The 11,725-nt window shown below is 62.2% G+C and carries 10 protein-coding genes; 5 read left to right on the top strand and 5 right to left on the bottom strand.

What is annotated here, in order from left to right:
* The first annotated feature begins 71 nt into the window (after window positions 1-71).
* Together BLU25_RS01045 and BLU25_RS01040 are read left to right on the top strand one after the other, a co-directional pair.
* A complete protein-coding gene (locus BLU25_RS01045; protein WP_083369476.1) occupies window positions 72-992 on the top strand; it encodes a LysR family transcriptional regulator in 921 nt (306 codons plus the stop codon).
* Between the two features lie 39 nt (window positions 993-1,031).
* Window positions 1,032-2,213 (top strand): acetyl-CoA C-acyltransferase family protein, encoded by a 1,182-nt coding sequence (locus tag BLU25_RS01040; protein ID WP_016780498.1) that lies wholly within the window; start codon window positions 1,032-1,034, stop codon window positions 2,211-2,213.
* Window positions 2,214-2,324: 111 nt separating this feature from the next.
* Here the strand turns inward: BLU25_RS01040 and BLU25_RS01035 are convergent, their stop codons facing one another.
* Window positions 2,325-3,191 carry a pirin family protein gene (locus tag BLU25_RS01035; RefSeq protein WP_083369475.1) on the bottom strand — a complete coding sequence of 289 codons (867 nt, stop codon included), beginning with the start codon at window positions 3,189-3,191 and terminating at the stop codon, window positions 2,325-2,327.
* A gap of 248 nt (window positions 3,192-3,439) precedes the next feature.
* On the opposite strand from BLU25_RS01035, the gene BLU25_RS01030 reads away from it, so the two are divergent.
* Window positions 3,440-5,872, top strand: a complete 2,433-nt coding sequence (locus BLU25_RS01030; RefSeq protein WP_083369474.1) for a TonB-dependent siderophore receptor — start codon at window positions 3,440-3,442, stop codon at window positions 5,870-5,872.
* 85 nt (window positions 5,873-5,957) lie between these two features.
* On the opposite strand, the gene hcnC is transcribed toward BLU25_RS01030, so the two are convergent.
* Genes hcnC through BLU25_RS01015 form a run of 3 tightly spaced genes read right to left on the bottom strand, consistent with a single transcriptional unit; the run spans window position 5,958 to window position 8,927 of the window.
* Window positions 5,958-7,214 (bottom strand): cyanide-forming glycine dehydrogenase subunit HcnC, encoded by a 1,257-nt coding sequence (hcnC, locus tag BLU25_RS01025; protein ID WP_016780496.1) that lies wholly within the window; start codon window positions 7,212-7,214, stop codon window positions 5,958-5,960.
* A 1-nt stretch (window position 7,215) separates the two neighbouring features.
* The gene (gene hcnB / locus BLU25_RS01020; protein ID WP_083369473.1) at window positions 7,216-8,613 is read right to left on the bottom strand and encodes a cyanide-forming glycine dehydrogenase subunit HcnB; all 1,398 of its coding nucleotides are present in this window, start codon (window positions 8,611-8,613) and stop codon (window positions 7,216-7,218) included.
* Complete coding sequence (locus tag BLU25_RS01015) at window positions 8,610-8,927, bottom strand: (2Fe-2S)-binding protein (RefSeq protein ID WP_016780495.1); 318 nt, start codon at window positions 8,925-8,927, stop codon at window positions 8,610-8,612. The genes hcnB and BLU25_RS01015 overlap by 4 nt, the downstream gene beginning before the upstream one ends.
* A 176-nt stretch (window positions 8,928-9,103) precedes the next feature.
* Here BLU25_RS01015 and BLU25_RS01010 point away from each other — a divergent pair, with 176 nt between their 5' ends.
* Entirely contained in the window at window positions 9,104-9,967 is an 864-nt protein-coding gene (locus BLU25_RS01010; protein WP_016780494.1) for a LysR family transcriptional regulator, read from the top strand.
* Window positions 9,968-10,059: 92 nt separating this feature from the next.
* Complete coding sequence (locus BLU25_RS01005) at window positions 10,060-11,298, top strand: D-mannose isomerase (protein WP_016780493.1); 1,239 nt, start codon at window positions 10,060-10,062, stop codon at window positions 11,296-11,298.
* Between the two features lie 297 nt (window positions 11,299-11,595).
* Here BLU25_RS01005 and BLU25_RS23820 read toward each other — a convergent pair whose 3' ends face one another.
* Window positions 11,596-11,724 carry a hypothetical protein gene (locus BLU25_RS23820; RefSeq protein ID WP_255311538.1) on the bottom strand — a complete coding sequence of 43 codons (129 nt, stop codon included), beginning with the start codon at window positions 11,722-11,724 and terminating at the stop codon, window positions 11,596-11,598.
* Between the last annotated feature and the right edge of the window lies 1 nt (window position 11,725).

Here is an 11,725-nt window from a genome sequence, read left to right as displayed (position 1 = left end):
CTATGAGGTTACAGTGAATAACTCAAATTCATAATTTTTATGCTTTGGATAACCAACAGGAATTCGAATAGATGGATCTCGCGAATCTCAACGCGTTTATCGCCATTGCCGAAACCGGCAGCTTTTCCGGTGCCGCCGAACGGCTGTTCCTGACCCAGCCGGCCATCAGCAAACGCATCGCCAGCATCGAGCAGCAACTCAAGCTCAGGCTGTTCGACCGCCTGGGCCGCGAAGTCAGCCTGACCGAGGCGGGCCGGGCCTTGCTGCCCCGCGCTTACCAGATCCTCAACGTGCTGGATGACACCCGCCGTGCGCTCAACAACCTCAATGGCGAAGTCAGCGGGCGCCTGACCCTGGCCACCAGCCATCACATCGGCCTGCACCGCCTACCACCGTTGCTGCGTGAATTCACCCGCACTTACCCCAAGGTCGCGCTGGATATTCAGTTCCTCGATTCAGAAGTGGCCTACGACGAAATTCTCCACGGTCGTGCAGAACTGGCGGTGATCACCCTCGCCCCTGAGCCTCACTCACTGATTCGCGCCGTACCTGTATGGGATGACCCGCTGGACTTCGTGGTGGCCCCGGAGCACAGCCTGACCCGGCAAAAAGCCGTGAGCATGGCCGATATTGCCCGCCACCCGGCGGTGTTCCCCGGCGGTAATACCTTTACCCACCATATCGTCCATCGTCTGTTCGAAGCCCAGGGCCTGACACCCAACATCGCGATGAGCACCAACTACCTGGAGACCATCAAGATGATGGTGTCCATCGGCCTGGCCTGGAGCGTGTTGCCGCGCACCATGCTCGATGAGCAAGTGGCCTCGATTGCCCTGCCGGGTATCCAGCTGACCCGCCAGCTGGGGTATATCCTGCATACCGAGCGCACCCTGTCCAATGCCGCCCATGCCTTTATGACCCTGCTCGACAGCCAGGTAGATACCCTGCCCGCACAAACGGACGACGCTCAACCCCCTATTCGGGTGAAATAATCCCGCGCATTTGGCCCGATAAAACAATAAGGACTCGCCATGCACGCTTCTGAAATTTTCATCCTCAGCGCCCGGCGCACGGCCATTGGCACCTTTGGTGGCTCGCTCAAGGACGTGCCCCTGTGCAATCTGGCCAGCACTGCGGTAAAAGCCGCGCTGCAAAGCAGCCAGGTCGACCCCGAGCGTATCGGCCATGTGGTGATGGGCAACGTTATTCCCACCGAGCCCCAGGATGCCTATCTGGCGCGGGTTGCGGCGATGAATGCCGGGATTCCCAAGGAGACACCGGCCTACAACGTCAACCGCCTGTGCGGCTCGGGTTTGCAGGCGATCATTTCAGCGGCCCATACCCTGATGCTCGGCGACGCCGAATTCGCCATTGGCGCCGGGGCCGAAGCCATGAGCCGCGGCCCGTACCTGATGCCCGCTGCCCGTTGGGGCGCGCGCATGGGTGATACGCAGATGCTCGATTACATGTTGGGCATCCTGCACGACCCGTTCCACGGCATTCATATGGGCATCACCGCCGAGAACATTGCGCAGCGCAACAATATCAGCCGCCAGACCCAGGATGCGCTGGCGCTTGAAGACCAGCAGCGTGCCGCCCAGGCCATCGCCCAAGGTTACTTCGACAACCAGATCGCCGTCGTCGAGGTACGTAGCCGCAAAGGCAGTGTGTTGTTCCAGCACGATGAGCACCCGCGCGCCACCACCCTGGAGCAGCTGGCGCAGATGAAACCGGCCTTCAAGAAAGACGGCAGCGTGACCGCGGGCAATGCATCGGGGCTCAATGATGGTGCGGCGGCGCTGGTGCTGGCCACTGGTGCGGCGGTACAGGCGGGCAATCTTGCGCCGATGGCGCGGTTGGTGGCCTACGCCCATGCGGGGGTAGAGCCAGAGTTGATGGGCTTGGGGCCGATACCGGCGACGCGGCTGGCGTTGAAACGGGCGGGGTTGAAGATCGAGGATATGGACGTGATCGAAGCCAATATCGCCTTCGCCGCCCAGGCTTGCGCCGTGATGCAGGAACTGGGCATGGACCCGGCCAAGGTCAACCCCAACGGCTCGGGCATCGCCCTGGGCCACCCGGTGGGCGCCACGGGGGCAATCATCGCGACCAAGGCCATCCATGAGCTGCACCGGATCAAAGGCCGCTACGCCCTGGCGACCATGTGCATTGGTGGCGGCCAGGGCATAGCGGTGATCTTCGAGCGGGTTTGATAATGCACTCGCTGGTGGGAGCGGGCTTGCTCGCGATTGAGGCACCGCGGTCTGGCAGGCAAACCGCGGCGAGGCCATCGCGGGCAAGCCCGGCTCCCACAGACAGCGTCGTTACGCCGGCATGCGGCCGAACTTGCCCGACTGGAAGTCCACGAACGCCTGATGGATCTCGGCATCGGTGTTCATCACAAATGGGCCGTGCCCGACAATCGGCTCATCGATCGGTTCGCCGCTCAAAATCAGCAGCACCGCATCGTCGGTGGCCTGCAGGCGGATCTGCGAACCGTCACGCTCGAACAGCGCCAGCTGGCCTTCACGTACAACGTCCTGGTCATTGACCGTCACCGCACCGTGCAACACCACCAGCGCCGTGTTGCGCCCTTGATGCAGATCGAAGGCGGCCGACTTGCCTGCGTGCAGACGGATATCCCACACGTCGATGTCGGTAAAGGTGCGCGCCGGGCCGCGCTGGCCGTCGAATTCACCGGCAATCAGGCGCAACCGGCCGGCATCGTCCTTGAGCGCCAGGTCAGGGATATCCCTGTCGACAATGCCCTGATAACCCGGCGCAGCCATTTTGTCCTTTGCAGGCAAGTTGACCCATAGCTGCACCATCTCCAGCGGGCCGCCACTGCGGGCAAACGCCTCGGAATGGAACTCCTCATGCAGGATCCCCGATGCGGCCGTCATCCACTGCACATCACCCGGCCCGATCACCCCGCCGTTGCCAGTGGAGTCGCGGTGCTCGACTTCGCCCTTGTAGACAATGGTCACCGTTTCAAAACCACGGTGCGGATGCTGGCCTACCCCACGACGCTCTGTAGTAGGCGTGAACTCGGCTGGCCCAGCGTAATCCAGCAGCAAAAATGGGCTGATGTGTTTGCCCATGCTGTCGTAGGAAAACATCGTGCGAACCGGAAAGCCATCGCCGACCCAATGAGGGCGGGGCGCTTGGTAAACACCCAGAATCTTTTTCATGTTGCACCTCCTGTAAATCATGAGCACCACTATAGATTCGCTTCACCCACAAGACTAGATAGGCTTTTTGGCACTGTTCGTTCCACAAATAGAACAATGCAGCCCGCTCCCACAAGGGCTCGCCACTGCGGCCTGAAGCTGAAAACCAACTATTTAAGAAACCTGTTTCTGGTTTCTCAATCGCGCTGCGTCTAATAACTATTCCCATTAACAAAAAGACTTTTCCTACTTCGGAGCCTAGGCACGCGATGCAACAACCCAACTTGAGCCGAACCCCTCTTTCGATCGCCCTGGTGGCCTCGATGCTGCTGGCCACTTCCATTGCCCAGGCCGCGCCAGTGGCCTTGAACATCCCGGCGCAAGCGCTGGCCAGTGCGCTGAATGAACTGGGCAAGCAGGCCAACCTGCAAATCCTCTACAGCCCGGATCAGGTACAGGGCATCAAGTCGCGTTCGGTCAGCGGTTCGCTGGAACCGGTCAAGGCACTGGAGTCCCTGTTGCAAGGCAGCGGCATTGCCTGGCAGCTCAATGGCGATACGGTGATTTTGAACGCGCCCCAGGGCAAAGGCCTGGAGCTGGGCGCGACCAACATTACCGGTCAGGGCCAGGGCGACTTGCTGACCACCGAAGACACCCATGCCTATACCACCGGCGCCAGCAACAGCTCGACCAAACTGCCGCTGTCGCTTCGCGAAACCCCGCAGACCGTCACCGTAGTAACCCGCCAACTGATGGACGATCAGGCCGCCCAGAGCATTGGCGATGTGCTGCGCAATGCTCCCGGGGTGTCCACCCAGGCCTACGACAGCGAACGCATGGAGTATTCCGCTCGCGGCTATGCCATTACCAACTTCCAGTACGACGGGGTCAATACCCTGTATGACGGAGTGTTCGATGAAGGCGCGACCAAGGTCGACATGGCCCTCTATGACCGCGTCGATATCGTCAAGGGTGCCACCGGCCTGCTCTCGGGCTCCGGCGAGCCCTCGGCCACGGTCAACCTGATCCGCAAAAAGCCGACCCGCGAGTTCAAGGCCTCGATCACGGCCAGCGCGGGCTCGTGGGACAACTACCGCACCGAAGGCGATATTTCCGGGCCGTTGAATGAAGACGGTAGCGTGCGCGGGCGCCTGGTGGCGGTGTATCAGGATGCTGACTCGTACCGCGATCACGCCTCGAAGAAAAACGATGTGTTCTACGGCATCATCCAGGCCGACCTCACCCCCGACACCCTGTTCACTTTCGGCATGGACTACCAGAACATCAAGCCGCGCGGCGCGTCCTGGACCGGCAACCCCTACTACTTTTCGAACTACACCAAGACCGACTTCAGCCGTTCGTTCAACCCGGCCACCGACTGGAGCCGGCGTGACGTGCAGATCCAGTCCACCTTCGCCTCCCTGGAACACCGCTTTGCCAATGACTGGAAGGTCAAAGGCACCCTCACCCAGCAAACCAACGACCACGACACCCTGCTCGCCTCGGCCAGCGGCGGCCAGCCTGATCCGGTCACGGGGGACGGCATGTTCTTCTATTGGGGCAAATGGGAAGGCCATCGTGTACAGAACACCTTCGACATCAATGCCAGCGGCCCCTTCAGCCTGTTCGGCCGTGAACACGAACTGGTGGTGGGCGCCACGTCACAATCGTCGCGCCAGACCGGCGCCACCTTTGACGGCACCCAGTTTGGCCTGGTGCCGGGGAGCATCTTTGACTGGAACGGCAAATATCCGCAGCCGGACTTCCCGAAAAACGGCAAGTACGAAACCAACCAGAACCAGAACAGCGCCTATATCGCCGCACGCTTCAAGCCAGCAGACGACTGGTCGATCATCCTCGGCAGTCGCCTGAGCGACTTCCAGTACAACAGCACCTACACCTACTACCTGCAGTCCAGCTCGTTCCAGGACAACAAGACCACGTCCAAGCAACACGGCAAGGTCACGCCCTACGCCGGGGTGGTGTATGACATCAACGATACCTACTCGGTCTATGGCAGCTACACCTCGATCTACAAGCCGCTTGTCGAGCGCAGCAGCTCGGGCACCACGCTGGCGCCCACTGAAGGCAACAGCTACGAACTCGGGGTAAAGGCTGAATACTTCGGCGGGCGTCTGAATGCCAGTGCGGCGGTGTTTCGCACCGAACAGAAAAACGTACCCATCCAGATTGGCACCAACGCAGAGACCAACCTGGGCATCTTTGAGTCCCTGGATGGTGCCACCACCAACGGCATCGAGCTGGAGCTGGCCGGTGAGCTGATGCCGGACTGGAACCTGATGGCCGGCTACACCTACGCCCGGACCCGCGCCGACGATGGCGAACGTGTCTACGGCTACCCGCTGGAAACCACCAAGCCCGAGGACGTGGCGCGGGTGTTCACCACCTACCGCCTGCCGGGGGTGCTGAACAAGGTCACCGTGGGCGGTGGCGTGAACTGGCAGAGCCCGTTCTACGGCAAGATCTACAACGATGCCAAGGGTGACTACGACATCATCGAGCAGCAGAGCTACGCGCTGGTCAACCTGATGACCCGCTACGAGTACAACGAACACCTGACGTTCAACCTCAACGCCAACAACGTGTTCGATAAAAAGTACCTGTCGGGCCTGGGCAACTTCAGCACCACCTACTACGGCGAACCGCGCAGCCTGATGCTGACATCCAGGTACACCTTTTAATCAACAGATCTCCCACAGGGCATGCATCGACACTGTGGGAGCGGGCTTGCTCGCGAAAGGCCAGTGCCATCGCGAGCAACCTGTATCAAGCACCCACGGCTTTTTTCACCCCCACCGGCTGCAAGTCAAAGCGGTCTGCCAGAAACGGCGTGACATCCAGCGGCAGCGGCTCGTGGCGCACCAGTGCATCGAGCATGACACCGGTGATCGCCGACGTCAGGATGCCGGTGCGAAAATGCCCGCACGCATTCAGATACCCCTCTACCCCCTGCATCGGCCCCAGGATCGGCAACTCATCGGGAGAACCGGGCCGCAGCCCGGCCCAGGTGCGCTTGAGGTTGGCGTCCTTGAGCTGGGGAATGCAGCGCATCGCCCCCTGTACCAGCCCGGTGATTTCAGGGAAGGTGGTGGTCACGTCGAAGCCCTTGTCTTCGGTGGTGCTGCCAATCAGGATTTCACCGTTATCTTTTTGCGCCAGGTAGCAATCGCTGGTGGTCAGGCAGCCGTTGAGCAACTTGGGCATCCGCTCGGTCAGCACAATCTGGCCCTTGACCGGCGCCACAGGGATGCTCAGGTCGGTGGCCATCACACTGAGTTCTGCCGCCCAGGCACCCGCCGCGTTGATCAGGGTTGTGCTGTGGAACGCGTCCTGGTTGTCAGTGCGCACACCGGTCACCTTGCTGCCCTGGCGCATGACCTCGGTCACGTTGGTGTTGAAGTACAGATCGACACCATTTTGCCGAGCCCCTTCGGCGTACGCATCGGTCAGGCGGAACGGGCTCACCTGGTGATCGCACAGGAACTCCAGCGCACCTTGCGCATCATGGCTCACGCTTGGCTCTGCTTCGCGCAGCGCCGCCTGGTCGAGCCAGCGCACCTCATCGGCCAGATGGGGGATATTGGCGACAATATGCTCGGCATACAGGCGATCTTCATCGTCATAAATCACATACTTGAGCCCGGTGCGCTCGAACTTGAAATCCATCCCGTGGTTTTCCAGCAGCTCCTTGTGCAGGCCGGGGTACAGCGCATTGGACTGCAGGGCGAAATCAAAAAAACACTCCGGCAGGATATGCGGGGTGGTGGCGTCGACTATCACCGCCGAGCCCTGGGCCTCACGCTTGCGTTCGGCCGACATCATGCGGAAAAAGATCACCCCGCAGCCTAGCCCCACGGACTCGCCAATGGCCCACAGCCCGCCTGCCGACGCGCGGCTGGCATTGCCGGGGCGCTTGCAGTCGATCAGGGCGATTTTCAGGTCCTTGCGCCGGGACAGGTGATAGGCACAGGAGGCGCCAATTACTCCGCCACCGGCGATGACAACGTCATAAGTCTTGATCATGTCAGGCATCCTTGCACGCATTGGTAAACGCCGAAAATGGCACGGGTTCCAGCGGAAAACGCGGGCGCAACCAGCCCACATCCTGGCGCCCGGTGGCTTCACGCAGGCGGTCACTGCAATAGCCGACACACATGCGCCCCTGGCAGTCGCCCATGCTCACCCGGGTGCGCATTTTCAGGCCGGCCATGTCCTGCACGCCCTGGCTGAGGGCCAGGTCGATATCGGCGCGGGTCACATGCTCGCAGCGGCAGACCACGGTGTCGGCCTGCGGCAGGTCAATCTGGCGTGTACCGCGGCGGGTATACCGATCAATCCCGCTGCGAAAGCGCATCAGGGTATTGAGCCTGGACAGGTACTCGCGGCGTTGTTCAAGCGCCTGTTTCTCACTCAGGACCCCACGCTGCAGCAGGATCGACAACGCGGCGATCCGCCCCGTGAGCATCGCCGCCTCGCCCCCGCGCATGCCCGTGACATCGCCGGCCAGGTGAATGGATGCCTGGCTGCTCTGCTGCCAGCTGTCGGCTTTGGCCGCCAGGTAACCGTCGACGTTGTAGGCGTGCTCCAGGCCCATCTGCTGGCTGAGCTGAGTGCGCGGAATAAAGCCATAGCCCACCGCCAGGGTATTGGCCTTCACCGCCTGCGCCTGGCTTAGGTCGGCCTGCCAGGTGCTGGAATAGGGGGCGACGACCACTTCGCTCAGCTCCCCTTCCCCAAACGCCTCCACCACGCCCCAGCCGTAATGCACGGCCACGCCATGACGCTTGAGGTAAACCAGCATGCTCAGGCCGTCGAGGAACAACTGCGGCTGGTTGAGCAGCGCCAGGCTTTCCTTGGCAATGCGGCCAAACTCGCACGCCTCATACACCCCAGCCACTTCCACACCCGCCGCGTGCAACTGGCACGCCACCAGCATCAGCAAGGGCCCGGTGCCCGCGATCAGCGTCGGCCCCTTGGGCTTGACGACGCCACTTTTGATCTGCAATTGCAGGCCACCCAGCATGATCACCCCTGGCGTGGTCCAGCCCGGAAACGGCACGCTGCGTTCATGGCAACCGGCGCACAGCAACAGTTGATCGAAACCGACTTGCTGCAATTGTTCATGCTCGTCCAGCACTTGCAGGCTTTGCTGTCCCTGCCCGCCGACCACGCGATGGTTGAGGCGTACATCCACCAGGTGGGCAATGGCCGAAAACTCGCCGTGCAATTTTTGCAGCGCCGCCTTGTAGCGCTCGCCCAGGTAGTCGAGTTCAACACCGTCACGCAAAGGCCCGCGGTAAACCACACCGCCCAGGCGCGACGCTTCTTCAAGCAAGGTGCTTTGTACGCCATGCTGCGCCAGCTCTATCGCCGCCGACAGGCCCGCCGGGCCACCCCCGACAATCACCGTACGCGCGTTCATAGCACCAGCTCCTGGCTGGCGACACGGTTGATACCCGTCTCGACTTGCATGCCGGGCTTGACCACGGTCTGGCAGGCGCGACGCTTGTGCCTGCCATCGATATTCACCAGGCAGCAGTAGCACACGCCCATGCCGCAATAAGCGCCCGTCATGCGCCCGTGATCATTGGGGGCCAATTGCCGCATGCCCACTGAGTTCAACACGCTGAGTACGGTCTCGCCCTGCGCGGCATTGACGGCCTGGCCATTGACCAGAATGGACATGTCGGCCTGCTTCAAGGGTTGGATATCGTACTGTCGCTTCAAGTCATCCATGTCTGTCATTCCTTTTTGTGGGTGTCGCTCGGTCAATCACTGGCACCTTGTGCCAGGACCGGTGACCTTAGCCTGCTTCTGAAAACAAACATTGATGCGTGCCAATAAAGGGCGCGTTTCATGTGTTTTTCAGCCATTGCCCTTACACTGAAGGCCCCTTGCACACTGGCGCGCTTATGGACCTCGACCTGGCCCGTACCTTCCTTGAAATCGTCCGCTACGGCAGCCTGGTGGGCGCGGCGGAAAAACTCCATGTCACCCAGACGGCTGTCACTGCCCGGGTTCACAAGCTGGAAAGCCTGCTGGGCGTGACCCTGTTTATCCGCAACCGCGCGGGGGCCAAGCTCACCCCCGAAGGCGAGGCCTTCGTGGTGTACGCCAACCAGCTGCTGCAAACCTGGGAGGCCGCCCGCCGCGACCTGCCACGGCCCGAAGGGCTGGATCAGTTGCTGCATATCGGCGGTGAGGTCAGCCTGTGCAACCCGCTGATCCTCAACTGGGCCAAAGCCCTGCGCCAGCACCTGACCACCCATGCCCTGCGCATCCAGATCAGCGATGCCGGGCAACTGCTGCGCCAGATTGAAATGGGCCTGCTGGACGCCGCCCTGGTCTATCAGCCCGCCTACTGGCCCGGGGTGCAGGTGGAGCAGTTGCTGGAAGAAAAACTGATCCAGATCCGCCGCCCCGAGCAGCCCGAGCCTTATGTGTATGTTGAATGGGGCGAAGGCTTTCGTCGTCAGCATGACGCCGCCCTGCCCGACAAAGCGCGAGCCGCCATCAGTTTCAACCTGGGGCCGGTGGCCCTGCATTACATTCTGGACAACGGCGGCAGCGGCTACTTCCGCACCCGCGTGGTCAAGAGTTACCTGGATAGCGGCGCCCTGGAACGGGTGCCCAAGGCCCCGGAATTCAGCTACCCCACCTACCTGGTGTACTCCCGCGAGCGTGACTGCGCCGCCTTGCAGGAAGGCATCGCGTTGCTGCGCGAGATCGTCAAGCAGGACAGCGACTGGTCGCAGCAGTGGGAGCCGGAAATTTAAGACGATCGGCCACCGATGAATGCTTTCAGCCCGAGGGCCAATCCCTTAGGCTGCGAGCGCTGAGCAACGCATAAAAACAATACAGGTGGCACATGACCGACCTTACCCGGACCCACGACAGCTGGCTGACTTCGGCCTCCCATCAACAGTGGCTGCGCGACCAGGGCCAGGCGCTGGTGGATTTCGCCAAGGCCGCCCGCGTGCCATCAGGCTTCGCCCAACTCGACCGGTATGGCCGCCGAGCGGACGATGCACCCGCCGACACCCTCACCACGGCGCGCATGGTCCACAGTTTTGCCCTCGCCCATATTCAAGGCCTGCCTGGATGCGCGCCGCTGATCGACCACGGCCTGGCGGCACTGGCCGGCCCGCTGCGCGACAGCGAGCATGGCGGCTGGTTTGCCAGCCCTGGCGCGCAGGACGGCAACAGCCGCAAGGCTGCATACCTGCATGCCTTTGTCGCGCTGGCCGCCAGCTCGGCAGCGGTGGCCGGGCGCGGTGGCTCGGCCGAGTTGCTGGGTGATGCGGTGGCCATTGTTGAAGGCCGGTTCTGGTCCGAGCCGCAAGGCGCCCTGCTGGAAAGCTTTGCCCGCGACTGGAGTGACTGCGAGGCGTATCGCGGAGCCAACAGCAATATGCATGGTGTTGAGGCGTTTCTGGCCCTGGCTGATGTCCTCGACGAAGACCTGTGGCTCGATCGCGCCCTGCGCATTACCGAGCGGCTGATCCACCAGCAGGCGGCGCAGTCCGGCTACCTGCCGGTGGAGCATTTCGATCACAACTGGCAGCCGCTGCCCGACTACAACCGCGACAACCCGTCAGACGGCTTTCGCCCTTTCGGCAAAACCCCGGGCCATGCCTTTGAGTGGGCGCGCCTGTTGCTGCACCTGGAGGCAGCGCGCAAACAACGCGGGCTGCCGGCGCCCGAGTGGTTGCTGGCAGACGCGCGTCAACTGTTCGCCAGCGCCTGCCAGCATGGCTGGGCTGGCAATGGCGGAATCGTCTACACCCTGGACTGGAATCATCAACCGTTGGTGCGCGAGCGGCTGCACTGGGTTGTAGCCGAAGCGGCGGCTGCGGCGGCCGCGTTGTTGCAACGCACCGACGAGCCTGGGTATGAGGTGTGGTATCAGCAGTTCTGGGACTATATCGACCTGCACATGATCGATCGTGTGAATGGCAGCTGGCATCACGAACTGGGGGCCGACAACCTGCCATCGCAGACCATCTGGCCCGGCAAGCCGGACCTTTACCATGCCTACCAGGCCACCTTGCTACCCCGCTTGCCGCTGGCCATCAGCCTGGCCAGCGCGCTCAAGCTGCGGCGCTGAAAGCTGGCACACCGCGGCGAAGCCATCGCGGGCAAGCCCGGCTCCCACAGGCATTGCGCCGATCTTGTGGGAGCGGGCTTGCTCGCGATTCAGGCGATGCGGTCAGTCAGGCATACCGCGGCGCAGCCATCGCGGGCAAGCCCGGCCCCCACAGGCATTGCGCCGACCTTGTGGGAGCGGGCTTGCTCGCGATTCAGGCGATACGATCAGTCAGGCACACCGCGGCGCGGCCATCGCGGGCAAGCCCGGCTCCCACAGGCATTGCGCCGACCTTGTGGGAGCGGGCTTGCTCGCGATTCAGGCGATGCGGTCAGTCAGGCACACCGCGGCGCGGCCATCGCGGGCAAGCCCGGCTCCCACAGGCATTGCGCCGATCTTGTGGGAGCGGGCTTGCTCGCGATTCAGGCGATGCGGTGCATCAGGCACA

Origin of the sequence: Pseudomonas fragi, from assembly GCF_900105835.1 — a bacterium.
In the GTDB taxonomy this organism is placed as follows: Bacteria; Pseudomonadota; Gammaproteobacteria; order Pseudomonadales; family Pseudomonadaceae; genus Aquipseudomonas; species Aquipseudomonas fragi.
Note: the sequence above shows the minus strand (reverse complement) of the source record. Positions and strands in the feature narration are given on the sequence as shown.

What these genes read in the sequence shown, in the direction of transcription:
- BLU25_RS01045 (WP_083369476.1), top strand. Translation starts at nt 72, where the DNA reads ATGGATCTCGCGAATCTCAACGCGTTTATCGCCATTGCCGAAACCGGC.
- BLU25_RS01040 (WP_016780498.1), top strand. Translation starts at nt 1,032, where the DNA reads ATGCACGCTTCTGAAATTTTCATCCTCAGCGCCCGGCGCACGGCCATT.
- BLU25_RS01035 (WP_083369475.1), bottom strand. Translation starts at nt 3,191, where the DNA reads ATGAAAAAGATTCTGGGTGTTTACCAAGCGCCCCGCCCTCATTGGGTC.
- BLU25_RS01030 (WP_083369474.1), top strand. Translation starts at nt 3,440, where the DNA reads ATGCAACAACCCAACTTGAGCCGAACCCCTCTTTCGATCGCCCTGGTG.
- hcnC (WP_016780496.1), bottom strand. Translation starts at nt 7,214, where the DNA reads ATGATCAAGACTTATGACGTTGTCATCGCCGGTGGCGGAGTAATTGGC.
- hcnB (WP_083369473.1), bottom strand. Translation starts at nt 8,613, where the DNA reads ATGAACGCGCGTACGGTGATTGTCGGGGGTGGCCCGGCGGGCCTGTCG.
- BLU25_RS01015 (WP_016780495.1), bottom strand. Translation starts at nt 8,927, where the DNA reads ATGGATGACTTGAAGCGACAGTACGATATCCAACCCTTGAAGCAGGCC.
- BLU25_RS01010 (WP_016780494.1), top strand. Translation starts at nt 9,104, where the DNA reads ATGGACCTCGACCTGGCCCGTACCTTCCTTGAAATCGTCCGCTACGGC.
- BLU25_RS01005 (WP_016780493.1), top strand. Translation starts at nt 10,060, where the DNA reads ATGACCGACCTTACCCGGACCCACGACAGCTGGCTGACTTCGGCCTCC.